An 18,357-nucleotide genomic window follows, 5' to 3' on the forward strand; every position below is an offset into this window, starting at 1 on the left:
AGAGCGAGGGCTCAGGCTTTGCCTATTTCAATCATCCGGCGGACGGTCACTTCCGCTGTCCACACTGCGTTGGCCATGAAGCGCCAATTGATCATTGCCGCGTCGTAACCAGAACCTTCTTCGTTAGCTGCTGCGGCCACAGCGTCGCGCACCATGGCAACTTCGAAGCCGTTTTGGATGAGATTGCGCATGTGATCTTCAACACACAGATTGGCAACCGGACCGGCCATTATCACTTTCTCGATACCGCGGCGGCGCAACATCAGCACCAGATCATTGGTTGGTGCATAGGAGACATGGCGTGACGTGATGGTAGTGTTTTCATCTTCCATGTACTTCTTAAAGCGCTCCGGTACATCGGCGCCAGAGCCCTGTACCCCTTCGAAGCTGAGTGCGCTCTGACGAGCCACAACGCCAGCATTCAAAGCCAGATCTTCCATGGCCCCCAGATAGGTATGACCGTGATGGCCATGATGGTCATGTGGGAAAAAGTAATGCGGCGACATGAAGACCGGGATGCCATTGGCTTTCGACGTCTTCAATAGCGTCTCCAGCTTGTCATTCACGTTGTTCTTCTTCATCAATTCCGCGATGAGGACGTTGTACTTGCCTCCATCGGTGAGAAAATCGTTTTGGATATCAACCAGCACCAAAGCGGTACGGCCTTTTTCGAGCTCCATTTCTGGATTGTTATGTGTGAAGGTAACCATTTTAAAAATCCTAAAAGTTGAGACGTTAAAAACGTGTTTTACCTGTGCTCATTTCAATTGGCCCTCAAACGAACTTGATGGATTCCGAACGAGATGTGCACCCAATCAAACTGATCTTTCATGATCAGTGGCAGCAACGTTCTTCAATAAATCAGGCGTATTACTCTAAGAGTCGCCATTTTTAGATGATGTGTCTGCACTAAAGTAATGATAATACCTATCATCTAAAAAAATCAAGACTTTTTCAATCCGAATTCGCATATGATTTGGTTGATGAAATATCGGTCCGCAGACGGAATTGAAACCAGGTGGCCTGAATCTCGGCTAACGGCGTAAATACGCGCAGCTAAGGACACTTTTAGCTGCTCCCAATTATTAGTGTAAGATCGGCGTTATTTGATACAGTTTTAATCGGCTATTTCTTGTGGAGTACATGCTTAACAACTGACAATGAGACCAGTATTACACGCGGTGAAAATGTGCGAATGAGTGGGTATATTTAGAAACAAGAAATGAATTGCGAAGGGTGGAATACGTTCGCTCGTTCAAACGATGAAAGCTTTCATAGACGATCATCGGGGCGTCTATGAGATCGAGCCGATCTGCTAAGTATTGCCGAATACCCCGTCGGCTTATTAACTGCATGCGGCCAGCAAAGCCAATTTCGCATTACGTTCTGTCCACGTTGAGCAGGACGAGGTCTTGAGCCAACAGGTTCGCCTCGTCTGGAATGAAAGCGGCCAAAACTACAGCGCTCGTAAAGTCCGGATTCAGTTGAAGCGCCAAGCATGGGATGTGGCACGTTGTACCGTGGAACGCCTGATGCGAAGCCTAGGGCTGAAGGGCATTATGCGCGGAAAAACCGTAAAAAAACTCGGATCATAGAGGCCGATGCAGCTTGCCTCTTGGATCACGCGAATCGGCAGTTCAGCGCCGGGCGGCCGAATGCCGTGTGGGTAGCGGACTACACCTATGTCAAAACCTGGCAAGGCTCTGAGGTCGAAGACTCCAGCACTGTCTATGCTGCGGTTCACCTTACATCTCGCTAAAAGACTCTTTGGTAAGAGATTTGAAAATATCATATAGATACAATTCTTTCAGCTGAGCGCAAATTCGTCGTCAGCTGCAGAAGCCCTTCTCAAATTAGTCTTCACAATGATGACCATCCCAACCGGAGGTCATTATGGAACCCGTTGTCATTCCCCAATCGATAGACGATCCGATCCACATTCTGTTGTGGAGTGCAGACGAGATCGTACCCTTCATGGTCAGCATGCTCACCGGCATGTTGATCGATCAGTTCATCCCCGGCTTGGCGCTTGGATTCATCGCGGTCAAATTCTACCGGCGTTTCCGCGACAACCGGCCTGACGGTTATACCTTGCATGCGCTGTATTGGCTGGGCTTGTTGCCCAGTCGCGCGCAAACCATCCCCAATCCCTACATTCGCCGATTTCTGCCATGAGATGGTCGGATTTTCTGCAAACCTGGGATGGGCACGAGACCGAGAACCGGTTTAGCCGCGTCGTCATCATAGGATTGCTCGTCGTTTGCGTGATTACCTCGCTGGCCGCCTGGCGAACCGAACGCAGCATCATTCTGGTGCCACCGACCTTGACCCAGGAAGTCGAAGTGACGCGCAGCCAGGCATCCAGCGAGTTCAAGGAATCGTGGGGCTTGTTCCTGGCTGAACTCCTCGGTAATACCACGCCGGCCAATGCCGACTTTCTGAAAACCGCGGTCGAGCCGCTATTAGCGCCGGATATTTACCGCAGTGTCCTGGATGCCATGAGCGATCAAATCAAGGCCATCAAAATGGATCGGGTCGCGATCAGTTTTACCCCGCGTCATGTCGACTACGAAGCCGAGACTAACAAGGTCTTTGTCAGTGGCGAACTCAAAAGCCAGGGCCCCAGTTCCAAACCGGACGTGAAGCCCCGTACCTACGAATTCATCATCGCCATTAAAAACTATCGCCCCCGGCTGGAATACATCGACGTGTATCCGGATTCCCCCAGAACCTTGGATCGTCTGAAAGCAATGCAAGGCCAAACCCGCGAGGCTCGACCATGAATCGCTCATTTCCGCTAATTTTGTTATTCCTGACCGTTAGCACTGCCTTGTCTGCGGATGAATTACCCGTGACTGTGTTGCCACCGGCAACCACTGTGGCCGAAGATTCTTCCTCATCACAGCCAGTTGTCCCATCGCAGCCAGATTTTGGCATTGAATTACCCCCAGTCGATGCCAGCATCTTGAAAGCGGCCAAGCAACAGGCGTCGGCATCAACGACCGCCACTTCAATCGGTCCACAACACATTGCCGTTAAACCAGGCATCAACGAACTGATGCCAATTGCCGTCGGCCACTTGAATCGCCTGGTCACGCCGTTCGAACATCCGGTAGTCACGACCACCAGCCAGGCTACTACCAGCACCAAAGGCAAAATCGTTTATGTCGCCACCGCCGACGAAACGCCGGTCACCTTATACATCACGCCCGGTGACAACCAGGACATTGCGCTATCGCTCACCCTGATTCCCAAACGCATTCCGGCGCGGGAAATCCACCTCGATCTGGATAAGGACAGCTATCAGTTGCTGAATCAATGGCAGCGCGCCGACACGGCAAATCGAACCTCGGGCCAACAGGAACAAGCCTACATCAGCCAACTGAAAGCCTTGTTTCGGGATTTGGGTTTGCAAAAGACCCCAGCCGGGTATTCGCTACGCGACCCAAAACCGCAGGAACAGATTCGCTGCCTGCAAGACCGCGTCCAGATCAAAACCGGCCAAGTTCTGGAAGGCCAGGACCGGCTGATTCTGGTGGGTCTTGCCAAGAATATCGGCGGCGACATGCTCGAGTTAGACGAACGCAGTTGTGCGACGACGCAACAGGACGTACTCGCCGTCTCGGTCTGGCCCAACGTGGTGTTGAAGCCACAGGAAGCCACCGAGTTGTATGTCGTGGTCCGACAATCGCCTGAGGCTTCAGTCAGTTTACGTCCATCGTTACTGAGCGGAGGTCAACAGTAATGGCCAGCGTCGATACCTGGTGGACACGCTTGAGTCCGACCGCCAAACGTAATCTGGCCGTCGGTGGCATCGGTACCGTGGTATTGGCTGTCATCATCGCACTGGCCACCGTCACCCCGGAAGTCAGCAAGCCGCTGAGTAAACAGGCCACCATCCAACACATCCTGACCGATAGCGATCCGCGCTCGCTGGGGATCGACGGCATTTCCGCGCAATTGCGCGATCTGCTGCAGAAAAACGAGGAACAAGCCCGCCGTCTGGCGGCTATCGAGGAACAACAAAAGCGCGAACAGCAATCCGACGAAGTCCGCTTCAAACAATGGACCAGCGCTGAGCGCGACGCCTATGAAGCCAAGCTCCAAGCGGTCACCGGTGAAGTTGAGACGTTGAAGAACAAAGCGTCTACAACGGCAGTGGCTGGCAACCCTGGCGACGCCAATCAACCTGCTGTGGAGCCAACGGCACCGGGAAGACCGTCATACCGCCGCCCGAGCAATCCGCCGTTCGACAACGGGCAAGACGATCTCAACCGCGTGTTCGAGCAAGCCGCTATTCCCGCACCGACTGCTAGCAATACCGGCGTCTCAGGAGCACGAGCCAATAACCAAGCACCGGCGGCGATGCAAATTCGCGTCATCCAGGAAGGTGCTGAGCCGTCCAACGGTAAAGACAAAGACGCAGTGTCGAACAGCGCTCACGGACAGTCGCAGCAAGGCCATGCCAATAGCGACGTCTTCATCCCGGCCGGCAGCATTTTGACCGGCGTCTTGCTGAATGGCCTCGATGCCCCGACCGGTAAAAAAGCCAAGAAAGAACCGATGCCGGTGCTGTTCCGGATCAAGAAGGAAGCCATCTTGCCCAACCGTTTCCATGCCGATGTGCGGGAGTGCTTTCTGTTGGCCGCGGGCTTCGGCGACTTGAGTGCCGAGCGCGCTTACTTTCGCGGCGAGACCTTTTCCTGCGTACGCCAGGATGGCGGCGTAATCGAAGTACCCATGAATGCCTATGCCACCGGCGAAGACGGCAAAAACGGTGTGCGCGGTCGCGTGGTATCCAAACAAGGTGCACTACTCGCCCAATCCATGATGGCGGGCTTTTTACGCGGCTTTTCCGATGCCTTCGGTCGCAACCAGATTCCGATGCTGATGACCGGCGGACTGGGGGCTCTTTCCGGTACTACACCGTTTCAAAGCGCGTTTTCCTCGCAGTCGATGGAAGGCGGTGCCTTGAAAGGCGCCGGTTACGCCATGGAACGTCTGTCGCATTTTTACATGGACATGGCCGAAGAGATTTACCCGGTCATCGAAGTCGATGCGACTCGCCAGGTCAACTTCATCGTGCAAAAAGGCACGGCGCTGAAGCTGAAGTCGCCGAGCTGATTCTTTAACCCAACTCCAAAGGTCGTTATGACGCTACGCCAAATTTCTTTATTGATAGCCACGCTATTCAGTGCCTCCATGGCCTTGGCTGCCAATCCGCAAAAGCAGCCGGTCTCGGACATTGCCGCCGGCTTGCTGTCGATCAAAATCGACGGCATGCAAGACTTGCCGATCTCGGGCCTGAAGATGGTCAAAACCGGCGATCAAACCGTGTTTATTTCCAGCAATGGTCGTTTTGCCTTTTACGGCGGCAAATTGATGGACATCTGGACCCAGCAGGAAATCAAGGCACTGGCGGATATCGACAATATCGCCAACCGCATCGATCTATCGCGGATGAAACTCAAGGCTGACGATCTCGGCGCCGTGACGGTTGGTCACGGCAAAGGCCAGGTGTTGGTATTCATCGATCCGCGTTGCCCATACTGCGGCAAGGTCATGAATGACCTGCAAGTCTTGCAAGACCATTACACCTTCAAACTGGTGATGGTCCCCATCCTCGGTCCCGAATCGCAAAACATCGTCGTGCAACTGGCCTGTCAGCTGGGCGCGAGCGATGCCAAAACCAAAGACGCCGTGCGCGACCGACTGTTGAAACAGGATTACGCGGGCTTGCCGACCGAACCACCGGTTCAGTGCAACAAAGAGCCGCTGCAAAAAGCCGTGGTCACCGCCAAGTTATTCGATTTGAAGGGTGTGCCATTTCTGATTGCTCCTGACGGTCGTACCCACAGTGGCGCACCCGAGGTGTTAGCCGATTGGTTGGCCGATAAACCGAAACCGTCGCCCAGTCTGGCAACAACGCCCGATACAAACGCACAAAACACAAACGCCACGGAGAAAAAGCCATGAAACGCTTTCATCAGTTTTCTATTTATAGACTCAGTGTACTGCTGATCGCCATCACCACCGGCTGCGCCACCGACTACGGCTGTAAAGGCATGCCGGACGAACCCAGCTGTCTGTCGACGACGCAGGCCTACCAGGTGACCAATACGGCGTTGCCGGAAGCCCCTCCAGAAAATAGCCAGGAATCAGAGCCAATCTCAAAACCGGCACTCGCACCACCGTTACAACAACCCGTGCCCAAGATCGAGGATCCCACGCCGATTCGGACGCCATCCCAGGTGATGCGCATCTGGATCGCGCCTTGGGAAGATGCTGAGGGCGATTTGATGGTGTCCAACTACGTCTACACCGAACTGGAACCCCGGCGTTGGATGATCGGCAAGGCGGCTTCGACAGCCAGTTCGTCGTTGATTCCTTTACAAGTCGAGCAACGTCCGCCAGAGAAGCGGCCGTCCATCGACGCGAATGACGATGACGGTCCAGCAACCCGGCTGGATCACAAATTGCCCTGATACGTCTTTCCATTTCACCGCAGGGCACACCCCCTGCGAGAGCGAGCGGGCAACCGCTTAACACACGCCGGACTGAGCGTCCGAGATTCGACGGGCAACCGTCTTTTAACTTTTATGAGGACATCTTTGATGAAAACATCGCATCGAACTGGGGTACTGGTGACCCTGGCATCGTTATTTTTTATGTTGATGGCATCCGACGCCATGGCCGGTGCTGGCGGTACCGAGTTCAACAACGTCTGGACCTTGCTGACCGGCTGGGTGGAAGGCTTGCTCGGCCGCATCATCGCCATCGTGTTCGTCATCGTCGGCCTAGTCGCCGGTGTCGTGCGTGGCAGCATCATGGGCTTCGTGCTGGGAATTGCCAGCGGGGTCGGCCTGTTTGCGGCACCGACCATTATCACCAACATCGTGACGGCCACGATTTAGGCCTGGAATAACGATGACCGGTTCAACTATTGATACCGAGAACGCGGCGGGCAACCGCCGCCCTTGCACATTGGCGAAGGATAAGCGGACCGTCAAGGTCCAAGCCTCCAATGGTCAGCCGATCAACCCCTGTCATCCGGCTAGAGCCCGGCAGTTGAAACGCAAAAAGCGTGCGGTTCGCGTTTGTCGACATCCCTTTACGATTCGCCTGCGTGCCGAGCATCAAACTGAAGCCATGCAACACCTGTATTTCGAGGATCAGACCCCATGACAACCGCGCAACGCCCCCGTGCCGATCAGTTATTCACGGTACTGGCTTATGAATATGACCATCACCTGTTTTTGATGGCCGATAGCAGCATTGGTTTTGGCTTTCTGTGCCGACCTCTGACCGGCGCCGATGCCAGCGTCTCCGCGCGGGTCAACGTGTTGCTAAACCAGGACTGGCCGACCGAAACGCTATTGCAAGTGTCGCTCTGGACATCACCGGATATTGAAGAGTCGCTGGCAATCATGCAGACCCGGCGCTTGAAACAGCAAAAGCCAACCTATAAAACCATGACTCAAGCCAGTATCGAGTTTCTGCGACAAGGCACCACCAAACCGCCGGAATCGATCTCGGGGGCTCGCTTGCGGCGCAGTCACATTTTCGTGACCGTGAAATTGCCCATGGGGCATCCCCGGCCCAGTGAAAGTGACATCCGCCGGGCAACCGAATTGCAACTCGCTACGCAACAGTCGTTGTCGACCATTGGCTTGTATCCGGAGGTGTTGGGTGCTGATCAGTATGTCCGCATCCTCAACACGTTGCTCAACTGGCAGACCGATGCCGGCTGGAAAGACCGGGTGGTACCTGAGTGCGATCCTACCCAATTGATACGGGATCAATTGCTGGATTTCGACAATACGATTCGGACCGACGAAAAAGGCATTTGGCTGGGACAAAAACGGGTTAAGACCTTATCCGCCAAACGCACACCGGATCATTTTTACTTCGGCAGCGCCAAGAGTTATCTGGGCGACATTTTGTCCGGCACCCGCGGCATTCGTCAAAACACCTTGCTCAGTTTTACCCTGCATTATCCGGACGCTGAATCGACCCGTACCCACCAGGAAGGTGTTCGGCAATTCATCACCAACCAAGTCAATACGCCAATTGCCCGGTTTTTGCCGGTGCTGGTGCAACGCAAACACCATTTCGACGTGTTGTTTGACGCCTACCGCGACGGCGACCGGCCAATTCGGGCTTATTTCGGTGTGCTGCTGTTTTGCGACGAACAGGAAGAAGCCGCAGCGGTGTCCAATGCTCGGGTGTATTTTCGGGAGTTGGGTTTTCAGCTGTTAGAAGACAAGTATTTCTGCCTGCCGTTTTTCCTCAACTGTTTGCCGTTTGGCCCCGAGCGTTCGGCGATCGCCGATTTGAAACGCTACCGCACCCTGGCCACGCGGCATGCCATTCCGCTATTGCCGCTGTTTGGCGATTGGGCCGGCACCGGCACGCCGACCTTGAACTTTGTTTCGCGTAACGGCGAGCACATGGCGGTGTCGCTGTTCGATACCACTGGCAATTACAACCTCTGCATCGCCGCCGAATCCGGTAAAGGCAAATCGTTTCTGACCAACGAGATCATCGTCAGCTACCTGACCGAAGGCGCGCAAATCTGGGCGATTGATGTCGGCCGCTCTTACGAAAACCTCTGCGAAGTATTGGAAGGCGATTTCGTCAAGTTCACTCATGGCTCAAACATCTGCATGAACCCGTTCGAGATCGTGCAGAACTTCGAGGCGGAAGCCGACATGCTGGCCGGCTTGGTCAGCCAAATGGCGGCGCCGACCGAGAAGTTGACCGACTTTCAAACCGCCGGTCTCAAGCGGATATTGAAGCAACTCTGGACCGAAAAGGCTCAGGCCATGTCCGTCGACGACATTGCAAAATGCCTGTGTGCCGAAACCGATCAACGCTTGAAGGATGTCGGCGAGCAGTTGTTTCCGTTTACCACGAAAGGCGAATACGGTCGCTACTTCAATGGCAAGAACAACGCCAAGTTCACCCGCGACTTTACCGTACTGGAACTGGAGGAACTCAAGGGGCGCAAACATCTGCAACAAGTCGTGTTGCTGCAGCTGATCTACCAAATCCAGCAGGAAATGTATCTGGGCGAACGCAACCGGCCCAAGATCGTCATCATCGACGAAGCCTGGGATTTGCTCACCGAAGGCGATGTGGCCAAGTTCATGGAGCACGGCTACCGGCGGTTTCGGAAATACGGCGGTGCTGCAGTCACCATCACCCAATCGGTGAACGACTTGTACCGCAATGCCGCAGGGCGAGCCATCGTCGAGAACTCCGCCAATATGTACTTGCTCGGTCAAAAAGCCGAAGTCATCGAAGGCATGAAGCAAGATCGGCGCTTGCCGTTGTCGGACGGCGGCTATGAACTGCTGAAAACCGTGCATACCTTGCCCGGCGCCTATTCCGAGATTTTCTTCATCACCGAGATGGGTTCCGGCATAGGCCGACTGATCGTCGATCCGTTCAAACGCATTCTTTTCTCGACCAAACCGGAAGATGTTCAGGCACTCAAGCAGCTACGCCGGCAAGGCCTGAGTTTAGGCGATGCCATTCAACAACTCATCGACAGTCGCCAGCCTAAATCACGGGAGTTGAATCATGGACGCTAAATCACAATGGCTCAGCACCGTTTTAATCGCGGCTTGTCTGGGCGGCATGGGCGGTTGGCTGGCTGCGCAACAGCAACTTCAACAGCCAATGGCGCGCCTGAATCTGGTTACGCCGGTGTTCGTGCTCGACCGCGCCAAATTGATTCAATCGATACCGCCCAATGCCAGTCAGGAGCAGATGGCCAAGATCGTCGATGACTGGCAGGGTCAAGCCAAAAAGCTCAGTGACGCAGGCTATCTGGTGATCGATTCAACAGCGGTGGTGGCCGCACCGGAGGATGTCTATGTTCGACAAACAGGACGCTAAGCCTATGAATAAACCCCGGTTCCATTCGCCATCGTCGCCCGGTGTCACTCGTCATCGCTTAGGCCTCTTTTTGCTGAAGGCGATACCGATTTTGTTGCTGGTGTTAGCCGTGGAACGTTACCTCGGCCAACGCTTTTTGATCGGCGGCGATGACCAGGTCGATCGCTGCCTGCCGGATAAATGGATATACCTGATCGATACCCAAAATAAAGACATCTGGCGCGGCGATTTGATCGCGTTCCGGGCCGAGCGCATGGCGCCTTTTTTTAAGGACGGCCAGATCATTGTCAAAATCGCCGCCGGCGTCACGGGCGATACCATTCACGTCGATCCGCAGCACACCACTATAAACGGTGAACCAGTTATCGACGGGCTGCCTTTGACGGAGAAACTCAAGAAGCCGGCTACCCGTTTTAACCGCCATGAAACGATCCCACCCGCCGCGTATTGGGTGACCGGGCAAACCGACAAAAGCTTCGATTCGCGTTACTGGGGCTATGTCTACGACCATCAAGTGATTGGACGAGCCTATGCGTTGTTTTGATCGGTCACAGCGTCCTTGGCGTCAATCGGCGGTTTGTTTTCTCTGCTGGTTCAGTGTGCATACGGTTCAGGCTGAAGAAGCCTGGCTGCAACGTTCTCAAGCCATCTTGCAAGCCTTGGAAGGCCAGCCTCGACCTGAGTGGTTGAACGGTCAGACTGATCAACTGGACATGAAACGCCAGGCGCAACAAATTTTGGAAGCTTCACAAGCGATGCGAGCGAAGGCACTATCGACAGGATCGGCAGGCGGCCTGCAGACACCCCCTTCGAACAAACCACTCACACTGCTGTTTGTCTCGTTTTCACTCGGCGATACGGCGCTGATAGGCATCTTTGAAGAGGCCGCAGGCCGGGATGATGTATTACTGGTGTTTCGCGGCCCCAAACCCGGCCAAAAACTGCCGGCTTTGATGGCGGACCTCAAGCGCTTGCTGAAAGGAATAGATCCACTGCCAAACGTCGTCATCGATCCCACCCGTTTTCAACGTTGGTCGGTGACGACGGTACCGGACATCGTCGTCGAACAGGACGGTAAAGCCCGGCTACACGTTCGAGGTGTCAGCAGCCTATCCTGGCTGGACGAGCAGATCAAAGCCGGCAAACAGGGTGATTTGGGAACTATGGGCGATGTTGCCGAGATTGCCGAAATCGACTTGCTCGAAGAGATCAAACGCCGGATGGCGGCCATCGACTGGAAACAAAAGCAGCGACAAGCCATCGCTCGATTCTGGGAACAGCAAAAATTTGAAAACCTACCCACGGCTCAGGTCGATCGTGATCGGACCGTGGATCTGACCATTACCGCGCCGCGAGATTTAACGGTACCCAATGGACAGCTGATCATCCGTGCCGGACAAACCGTCAACCCATTGGACAAGATGCCGTTTGGATTATGTCTGATGGTGTTCGATGCCACGGTGCAAGCTCAAGTTGAGCTGATTCAGCATCAATCCTGCCAGGACAAAAAGGCCCTCGTGATGTATTTGGCCACGTCTCTGCCGCGTCAAGATGGCTGGGAAAAGCTTAAACACTTGGAAAACACCATGCAGGCACCGGTGTATTTACTGACACCGGATGTACGCAGCCGTTTTCAGTTACAGCATGTGCCGTCATTCATCGAACAATCAGGCAACCGTCTGATTGTTCATGAACGAAAACTGCCTGTCTCTTCGGGAGAGCGGTCATGAAACGATTCGTTTTCCCTTGGGTTTTGGGAGGCTTGATAACACTGGCAACCCCGCTTTATGCCGACACCACAACCAATAGCATCGATCCGTTGTGCTCCGACGCCGAACTGTGGTCTGGCAAGCTGGTCACCGATATTTGCTGGAGCTGTTTATTTCCGATTCGGGCGGCGGGAGCTTCGCTGGGCGGTGGCAACGTACCGAGCATCGCGACTGATGAGAAGTTCTGTTTCTGTACCGATCCGATGGGGATTCCGAAACTTGGCATGACCATGGGTCTTTGGAACCCGGCGAGGCTGATCGAGATCGTCCGCAATCCCTGGTGCTCGCCGGCTTTGGGAGGCCATAAATTCAGTGCCTCGAACGTTCGTCTGATCGCCACCACCGGCAAGGCCGACTTCGATGCCAGCGAGATGTCATTTTTCAATTACCACTATTTCGCCTTTCCGCTGACCATCCTGCTGGATCTATTCTGGGATGGTCGCTGCAACAGTGACGGCTACCGGGATTTTGATTTGCTATATGTCTCGGAACTGGACCCGACCTGGAACAACGATTTATTGGCGTTTTTTACTAGTCCGGAAACGGCGTTGTTCGCCAATCCGGTGGCCATTTCCGCCTGTGTCGCCGATGCCGCGGCGGCAGCCACAGGCAATCCGCTGGATGCCTTGTTCTGGTGTGCCGGCGCCTGGGGTCATATGTATCCTTTATCCGGGATTTCGCCTACCAGTTACGGTACCGATCCGCGCATCACCAGCTTATTAGCGACACGGGCGACGGCGTCCTTGCATCGACGCGGGCTGGCCTGGAAAACCTCTGGCAACGATGCTTTATGCGGCGGCTATATCTATCCCTTCATCCCCAAGTCGCAATACCGGCTATCGATGTTTTATCCGGTCGCGGAAACTGAGTCCAATCACGCCATTGGCGAAACCACCTTCAAGTGGGGGGCGGGACGCACGTATCCGGGGCCGGGTGAAGATCATCTATACATCCTATTTAGGTGGCAAGATTGCTGCGTTGGTTTATGAGGCGATGAGACAATTCTTTGATCCCCAAACATTTGTTACGCAAATCCTGTCAGCGGTGCTGTGCGTCACGCTGGCCTGGACACCGTTTGGCGTGTCCTGGGCGGATGCGATTCAGGCGGCCGGGCGTGATGGCCAACAATTGGGCGAGCAAGTCCTCGGCGGTTTTGCTTTTCCGATCGATACCGGCAACGGCACGCTGACCTTGAATCCGGGGACTGCTCAGGAAAGTGCCATATCGATTGGCACCTTGTTTCCGGATACTAACAGCGCTACGACCACGGCCCAGGACTTTGCCGATCTCTATGGCAACAACCCCGGCACACTGGCGGCGGGGTTAAACGCGCAGACCGCCTTGAACGGCGAAACCAGCTTCACCGGCGAAGCCTATCGCACCCTGATTGACAACGCCCACCAGTCGCATCCGGATTTACACAACGATGCAGTCTGGAATGCCGGCGATCAGGTGTTTGCCAATTTCACGCCCTGGGCTCAGTCGTTTTCGGACTGTACCACCGTGACCACGCAAACCGAGACCAGCCATTCGGTCCGTATCCCCGACTATCAGTTGTGTCTGCGCCAACCGACGGTACCGCAAAGTTGTACCGCCACCCATCAAGTCAATGTAGAGACCCTACTCAGCTTTGTCTCCGGTAACGGAGGCATGTCCAGCTGTGGTTCTGGCTGCATGGATTTGTACGTCGGGCGTGTGGGCGATAACTATTGGTCAGCCGACTGCGGCATATTCAACTGGGAAGTCACATACAACGTCCTGCACCCGGAAGCCATCATCAGTGCCACGCTGGAAGACGTCGAATTCGATGACCATGCCCGCGTCTATTACGGCGGGAATCTGATTTACACCGGCTCCACCGGCTGGGGTGGCTCATGTGAGCTCAGCAATAGCTGGGTCGACCATCCCAATCGCGACGTCACCTATGCCTTCAACAGTACGGGCAACAAAGTCTTCAAGCAGGAAACCATGGTTGGTGGTAATGGTGAAGGTTATTCCAGGATTCGGCTCCGCTATGATTTGTCGAAACTGATCACCCAGGACCAATGGAGCTGGAGCGGTCCGAATTGCCAAAACTTAGCCAATGCGATTACTGACGGCATTTGCCAGGCCGGCAGCCAATTGAGCTGCACGAATGATCCTGCCAACGCTTCGGGTTGTTACGTCGACCCGACTTCGCAGGTGATGGTCTGCGGCACGGATTTGGCCCAAGCCCCGGTGGCCAGTTCGACTGGGATTCGCAATACTTGCATGAATATTCAAGCCTCAGGGCATTGCGATTTGAATCAGTATGGGCAATGTTGGACCGACACCGCCGGCACCCACTGTTTAGAACCGCCGGCGAACGGGATACCCAACAAGACCTGTGCGTCGTTAGAAACTCAAGGCTGCTCGTTCATCAAAAGCCAATGTACCAGTGTGTTGGCCTCCGGCACCTGCTGGGACAGTGTCGATACCTACGACTGTGGGCAAACGGTGGGCATTCCCGGCATTCAAAGCAATACCCAACAACAATGCGCTGGTCCGATACGCTGCATGGGGGAAGATTGCATTACCGTGAATCGCACCCAGAGTCAGGATTTCAGCAAGGCGGTCGCCTTACTCAACAGCGCTCAGCAAATGGCGATGGACTTGCATTGCGACTACGCCAATACCGATCTGCAGCAAAAGGATCCGACTACCTGTCAGGTATTTCAAGGCAAACCGGCCAGTTGTAAAATGGTCGGCGGTGCACTCAGCCTGGTCGATTGCTGCGAAACACCCTCTGGCGCGATGGGGCTGGGCCGTTATATTGATTTATTGATCGCCACCAGTCAGATGGACAGTGCCGTCATGGCCATGGACAGCACCTCCGCTATCCGGGGCGCCTGGGAAACCATGCGCACCCCGTTCACGTTGGCTGGCGATGCCTGGAACAGTTTTCAGGCGGATTTTGCCTCGACGGTTAATGACTTGGTCGGCACCGACATGCTCAGTACCAGCGATATTGCCTCGCAAGGTTTACTCGACTCGCTGAAAGGCGAATTAATGAAGTCGGTAGCGGAATGGATCGGCCAAACCTTTGGCGAAGCCGCCGGTAACGCACTATTCAGTGCCGGCGGCCAGGCAGCCTTCGATTCGGCTGGCAATTTAACGCCAGCTGCGGAATCCGGAGGCGTCGAATTGGGCGGCGGTGCCGCAGTCGCAGGCGAGTTGCTCAGTACCTTGATGACGGCTTATACGGTGGTGATGATCATCATTATGATTATCCAAATAGTCTACTCCTGCGAAGAACCGGAGTACGAACTCGCAGCCAAGAAACAACTGAAAGTCTGCACGGACCTCGGCACCTATTGCGAGAGCAAGGTAGCTGGCGTGTGTTGGGTGCGCAAGGAAAGTTACTGTTGCTACAACTCGCCGCTAGCGCGCATCCTCAACGAACAAATCAAACCGCAGTTGGGCATGGATTTCGGCACGCCAGAAAGTCCGAGTTGTACCGGCATCAAAGTCGCTGACCTGGACCGCGTGGATTGGACCCAGGTCAATCTGGACGAATGGTTGGCGATTCTGGCGCAGACGGGGCATTTGCCGACCGCCGCCAATGCGGCGTCCATGCTGAATCTGGATCAACTCACCGGCACAGGCAGCCGACTCAATCCGCAGAAATACGGCGCAGTCTCCAGCGGCCGCCAAGACACCTTAACCCGTACTCAAGGCCGGATGACCGATTTGGATGTACCCACGGTCAAACGGCAGTCGGAACTGGAGGGCTGGGGTATGGGGTCGCAATGAGCGGTCTAAAACTTACTGAACCGCGTCTTTCAGGCCTTTGCCGGCTTTGAAGGATGGCAATTTGGCGGCGGCAATCGTAATGGCTTCGCCGGTTTGCGGGTTGCGGCCAGAACGCTCGGCGCGCTCTTTCACTTCAAACGTACCGAAGCCAACTAACGCCACGGAATCGCCCGCTTTAAGTGCGGATTGAATGGATTGGGTAAGGCCATCCAATGCGCGACCGGCGTCGGCTTTAGTCAGGTTAGCATGGCTGGCGATGGCGTCGATGAGTTCCGATTTGTTCATATATGTTATTTCCCTTGTTAATAAAAACTGCTTGTATGGACGTTTGATCTACGAGATTGAATGATATTACTTAAAATGATTGTGGCCAAAAATTGCTGACTAGCTATGCACCAAAATAGTTAATACTTATGCGTTAAGCCCCTTAGCTGCTAACATTCCATCATTTATTGATACTGCATAATAACCGCTAGGCATTTGATCAGGAAAGAACTGGATGGATAGGGATAACAAACGCGATATGATCATGACCGAGGCCGATACCAGTCGCGAGTTTGTTACCCCAAAATTGGTTCAAGCCGGTTGGTCAGTCTCTCCCCATTCAATCGGCGAACAACGTACCTTCACCAATGGCCGGATCTTTGTCACCGGCGGCAAAGTACGTCGCGGCCAACAGAAACGTGCCGATTATCTGTTGTATTACCGGCGCGATTTTCCGCTCGCCGTCGTCGAAGTCAAAAGCATCGCCTTTCCTGCCGAAACCGGCGCACAACAAGCGCGCGAATATGCCGAAATTCTTGGGCTTAAATTCGCTTATGCCTCCAATGGTCGGCAAATTATTGAAATCGATTACACGACAGGTACTGAACGTGTAATTGATCAATACCCAAGTCCCGCTGAACTCTGGCACCGCCTAACCGCCTCCTCTTCGCTGTCTGAAACAGCCAGTAACCAATTGTTGGAACCGTTTAATTTGGTGTCGGGCAAGATTCCCCGTTACTATCAGGTCATTGCCATCAACCGCATCATCGAAGCGATTTTACTCGGACAAAAACGCATCCTGACTACCATGGCCACCGGCACGGGTAAAACCTGCGTGGCCTTTCAACTGTGTTGGAAGTTGTGGAATAGCCGCTGGAACAGAACCGGCGAATATCGACGACCCAAAATTCTGTTTCTCGCCGACCGCAACATTCTGGTCGACGATCCGATGGCCAAGATGTTTGCCCCGTTCGGCGATGCCCGCTTCAAAATTTCCGGCAACGATGTCAGTCAGGGCCGGGAAATGTATTTTGGTATTTACCAGGCACTGACCAATCCTTATAGCGATGTTTTTCGTCAGTACCGTCCAGACTTTTTCGATTTGATCATCATCGATGAGTGCCATCGCGGCTCCAGCCGAAATGACAGCAGTTGGCGGGCGGTGCTGGATTATTTCCAACCGGCGATCCAGGTCGGCATGACGGCAACACCGCTACGAGAAGACTCGCGCGATAGCTACGAGTATTTCGGCAACCCCGTCTACACCTACAGCCTGCGTCAAGGCATCGAAGACGGATTTCTGGCGCCTTATCGGGTGCATCGTGTGATTACCACCGTCGATGCCGCGGGTTGGCGACCTTCCAAAGATGAACTGGATCGTTACGGTCGCCCGGTACCGGATGATGAATATCAAACCAAGGATTTCGAACGCGTGATTGCTTTGCGGGCGCGCACCCGTGCCATGGCCAAGCATCTCACCGATTTTTTGAAAGGTACCGATCGCTTTGCTAAAACCTTGGTGTTTTGCGTCGATCAGGAACACGCCTCGGAAATGCGTCAAGAACTGCTCAATCTGAATAGCGACCTGGTCAAACAATATCCCGATTATGTCTGCCGGGTTACCGCCGACGAAGGCGCCATCGGCCTGACCCATCTGGCTCATTTCCAGGATGTCGACAAACCCACGCCCGCCATACTGACTACCTCGCAACTGCTCACCACCGGCGTCGATGCCGAAATGGTGAAAAACGTGGTGTTAGCTCGTGTCGTCGGTTCGCGCTCGGAATTCAAGCAAATCGTCGGTCGCGGCACGCGCCTGAAGGTTGATTACGGCAAGGAATATTTCAACATCATCGATTTCACCGGCACGGCGACACGGCATTTCGCCGATCCTGACTTTGACGGCGATCCGGCGCGTATCGAAGAAGTCACCATCGATGAAGAAGGCGAAATTGTCGATACTTTAGTCGAGATCATCGAGGACGAAGTCCAGGAAACACCCGGCGAATACCAACCGGACGATGACAACCCTACTGACGGCGAAGGTGAAATCATCACCGATCCGCCGCAGGAGCCGCGTAAATTCTACGTCGATGGCGGCACGGTCGAAGTCATCGGCCATCTGGTCTACGATCTTGATACCGACGGCAAGAAACTGCAAGTCGTGCGCTACACCGAATATTCAGGCCGTGCTGTGCGTTCGATGTATCCCGGCAGTCAAGAATTCCAGCGCGACTGGGCCAACCCGGATACCCGTAGCGACTTGCTACGCGAACTCACCGAACGCGGCATCAGCTTCGAAGAACTCGCCGCATCGTCCGACTTGCCGGATGCCGATCCCTTCGATTTGCTTTGCAATCTGGCTTGGAATGCGCCTTTGTTGACCCGCCGGCAACGTGCCGAGCAAGCCCGCAAATCGGCTCAGAATCTGTTCAGCCAGCACAGCGAAACGGCCCGAGAAATCCTCGCGCTGATGCTGGATAAATACATCGAGCGAGGCATTAGCCAATTCAATGCCTTGTCGGAATTGATGAAAGTCCAGCCGTTCGAACAATACGGCACCCCCACGGAAATCGCCAACCGCCATTTCGGCGGCATTCAGGGCCTGAAAGCGGCTGTGTCGCAATTACAGTCCGCCATCTACCAATAA

At 54.4% G+C, this 18,357-nt stretch carries 18 protein-coding genes; 16 read left to right on the forward strand and 2 right to left on the reverse strand.

Features of this window, described 5'->3' with window-relative positions; genetic code table 11:
- Positions 1–11 precede the first annotated feature (11 nt).
- Positions 12–710 (reverse strand): isochorismatase family protein, encoded by a 699-nt coding sequence (locus A1332_RS03115; RefSeq protein ID WP_064007109.1) that lies wholly within the window; start codon positions 708–710, stop codon positions 12–14.
- A 702-nt stretch (positions 711–1,412) separates the two neighbouring features.
- Between A1332_RS03115 and A1332_RS26480 the strand changes: the two genes are divergently transcribed.
- The 15 genes from A1332_RS26480 (at position 1,413) to traN (ending at position 15,443) form a co-directional block, all read left to right on the forward strand.
- The gene (locus A1332_RS26480) at positions 1,413–1,595 is read left to right on the forward strand and encodes an IS3 family transposase (RefSeq protein WP_171696225.1); all 183 of its coding nucleotides are present in this window, start codon (positions 1,413–1,415) and stop codon (positions 1,593–1,595) included.
- Between the two features lie 298 nt (positions 1,596–1,893).
- Positions 1,894–2,175: a type IV conjugative transfer system protein TraL gene (gene traL / locus A1332_RS03125; protein WP_064007111.1), complete on the forward strand. Its 282-nt coding sequence runs from the start codon at positions 1,894–1,896 to the stop codon at positions 2,173–2,175.
- Positions 2,172–2,783, forward strand: a complete 612-nt coding sequence (locus tag A1332_RS03130) for a TraE/TraK family type IV conjugative transfer system protein (RefSeq protein WP_064007112.1) — start codon at positions 2,172–2,174, stop codon at positions 2,781–2,783. Before traL ends, A1332_RS03130 begins: the two co-directional genes overlap by 4 nt.
- Positions 2,780–3,745 (forward strand): TraK domain-containing protein, encoded by a 966-nt coding sequence (locus A1332_RS03135; protein ID WP_064007113.1) that lies wholly within the window; start codon positions 2,780–2,782, stop codon positions 3,743–3,745. Before A1332_RS03130 ends, A1332_RS03135 begins: the two co-directional genes overlap by 4 nt.
- Positions 3,745–5,124: a TraB/VirB10 family protein gene (locus A1332_RS03140; protein ID WP_064007114.1), complete on the forward strand. Its 1,380-nt coding sequence runs from the start codon at positions 3,745–3,747 to the stop codon at positions 5,122–5,124. The genes A1332_RS03135 and A1332_RS03140 overlap by 1 nt, the downstream gene beginning before the upstream one ends.
- Positions 5,125–5,151: 27 nt before the next feature.
- Positions 5,152–5,976 (forward strand): DsbC family protein, encoded by an 825-nt coding sequence (locus tag A1332_RS03145; protein ID WP_157203925.1) that lies wholly within the window; start codon positions 5,152–5,154, stop codon positions 5,974–5,976.
- The gene (locus A1332_RS03150; protein ID WP_064007115.1) at positions 5,973–6,485 is read left to right on the forward strand and encodes a TraV family lipoprotein; all 513 of its coding nucleotides are present in this window, start codon (positions 5,973–5,975) and stop codon (positions 6,483–6,485) included. The genes A1332_RS03145 and A1332_RS03150 overlap by 4 nt, the downstream gene beginning before the upstream one ends.
- A 129-nt stretch (positions 6,486–6,614) precedes the next feature.
- The gene (gene traA, locus A1332_RS03155) at positions 6,615–6,914 is read left to right on the forward strand and encodes a TraA family conjugative transfer protein (RefSeq protein ID WP_064007116.1); all 300 of its coding nucleotides are present in this window, start codon (positions 6,615–6,617) and stop codon (positions 6,912–6,914) included.
- A 13-nt stretch (positions 6,915–6,927) separates the two neighbouring features.
- On the forward strand, positions 6,928–7,185 hold the full coding sequence (locus A1332_RS03160) for an RRXRR domain-containing protein (RefSeq protein ID WP_064007117.1): 258 nt from the start codon (positions 6,928–6,930) through the stop codon (positions 7,183–7,185).
- Positions 7,182–9,596 (forward strand): type IV secretion system protein TraC, encoded by a 2,415-nt coding sequence (traC, locus tag A1332_RS03165; RefSeq protein WP_064007118.1) that lies wholly within the window; start codon positions 7,182–7,184, stop codon positions 9,594–9,596. Before A1332_RS03160 ends, traC begins: the two co-directional genes overlap by 4 nt.
- A complete protein-coding gene (locus A1332_RS03170; protein WP_064007119.1) occupies positions 9,586–9,903 on the forward strand; it encodes a hypothetical protein in 318 nt (105 codons plus the stop codon). The genes traC and A1332_RS03170 overlap by 11 nt, the downstream gene beginning before the upstream one ends.
- A 4-nt stretch (positions 9,904–9,907) precedes the next feature.
- On the forward strand, positions 9,908–10,447 hold the full coding sequence (lepB, locus tag A1332_RS03175; RefSeq protein ID WP_064007153.1) for a signal peptidase I: 540 nt from the start codon (positions 9,908–9,910) through the stop codon (positions 10,445–10,447).
- A 55-nt stretch (positions 10,448–10,502) separates the two neighbouring features.
- Positions 10,503–11,633, forward strand: coding sequence for a TrbC family F-type conjugative pilus assembly protein (locus tag A1332_RS03180; RefSeq protein WP_064007120.1), 1,131 nt, complete (start codon positions 10,503–10,505; stop codon positions 11,631–11,633).
- Entirely contained in the window at positions 11,630–12,661 is a 1,032-nt protein-coding gene (locus A1332_RS03185; protein WP_064007121.1) for a TraU family protein, read from the forward strand. Before A1332_RS03180 ends, A1332_RS03185 begins: the two co-directional genes overlap by 4 nt.
- Before the next feature lie 4 nt (positions 12,662–12,665).
- Positions 12,666–15,443, forward strand: a complete 2,778-nt coding sequence (traN, locus tag A1332_RS03190; protein WP_064007122.1) for a conjugal transfer mating pair stabilization protein TraN — start codon at positions 12,666–12,668, stop codon at positions 15,441–15,443.
- 12 nt (positions 15,444–15,455) lie between these two features.
- Here the strand turns inward: traN and A1332_RS03195 are convergent, their stop codons facing one another.
- On the reverse strand, positions 15,456–15,728 hold the full coding sequence (locus A1332_RS03195; RefSeq protein WP_064007123.1) for an HU family DNA-binding protein: 273 nt from the start codon (positions 15,726–15,728) through the stop codon (positions 15,456–15,458).
- 214 nt (positions 15,729–15,942) lie between these two features.
- On the opposite strand from A1332_RS03195, the gene hsdR reads away from it, so the two are divergent.
- Positions 15,943–18,357: an EcoAI/FtnUII family type I restriction enzme subunit R gene (gene hsdR, locus A1332_RS03200; RefSeq protein ID WP_064007124.1), complete on the forward strand. Its 2,415-nt coding sequence runs from the start codon at positions 15,943–15,945 to the stop codon at positions 18,355–18,357.

It is taken from the genome of Methylomonas methanica (genome assembly GCF_001644035.1).
GTDB classification, from domain to species: Bacteria; Pseudomonadota; Gammaproteobacteria; order Methylococcales; family Methylomonadaceae; genus Methylomonas; species Methylomonas methanica_A.

Bases quoted from the DNA above. Each gene is read 5' to 3' on its own strand.
- A1332_RS03115 (WP_064007109.1), bottom strand. From the start codon at position 710: ATGGTTACCTTCACACATAACAATCCAGAAATGGAGCTCGAAAAAGGC.
- traL (WP_064007111.1), top strand. From the start codon at position 1,894: ATGGAACCCGTTGTCATTCCCCAATCGATAGACGATCCGATCCACATT.
- A1332_RS03130 (WP_064007112.1), top strand. From the start codon at position 2,172: ATGAGATGGTCGGATTTTCTGCAAACCTGGGATGGGCACGAGACCGAG.
- A1332_RS03135 (WP_064007113.1), top strand. From the start codon at position 2,780: ATGAATCGCTCATTTCCGCTAATTTTGTTATTCCTGACCGTTAGCACT.
- A1332_RS03140 (WP_064007114.1), top strand. From the start codon at position 3,745: ATGGCCAGCGTCGATACCTGGTGGACACGCTTGAGTCCGACCGCCAAA.
- A1332_RS03145 (WP_157203925.1), top strand. From the start codon at position 5,152: ATGACGCTACGCCAAATTTCTTTATTGATAGCCACGCTATTCAGTGCC.
- A1332_RS03150 (WP_064007115.1), top strand. From the start codon at position 5,973: ATGAAACGCTTTCATCAGTTTTCTATTTATAGACTCAGTGTACTGCTG.
- traA (WP_064007116.1), top strand. From the start codon at position 6,615: ATGAAAACATCGCATCGAACTGGGGTACTGGTGACCCTGGCATCGTTA.
- A1332_RS03160 (WP_064007117.1), top strand. From the start codon at position 6,928: ATGACCGGTTCAACTATTGATACCGAGAACGCGGCGGGCAACCGCCGC.
- traC (WP_064007118.1), top strand. From the start codon at position 7,182: ATGACAACCGCGCAACGCCCCCGTGCCGATCAGTTATTCACGGTACTG.
- A1332_RS03170 (WP_064007119.1), top strand. From the start codon at position 9,586: ATGGACGCTAAATCACAATGGCTCAGCACCGTTTTAATCGCGGCTTGT.
- lepB (WP_064007153.1), top strand. From the start codon at position 9,908: ATGAATAAACCCCGGTTCCATTCGCCATCGTCGCCCGGTGTCACTCGT.
- A1332_RS03185 (WP_064007121.1), top strand. From the start codon at position 11,630: ATGAAACGATTCGTTTTCCCTTGGGTTTTGGGAGGCTTGATAACACTG.
- traN (WP_064007122.1), top strand. From the start codon at position 12,666: ATGAGACAATTCTTTGATCCCCAAACATTTGTTACGCAAATCCTGTCA.
- A1332_RS03195 (WP_064007123.1), bottom strand. From the start codon at position 15,728: ATGAACAAATCGGAACTCATCGACGCCATCGCCAGCCATGCTAACCTG.
- hsdR (WP_064007124.1), top strand. From the start codon at position 15,943: ATGGATAGGGATAACAAACGCGATATGATCATGACCGAGGCCGATACC.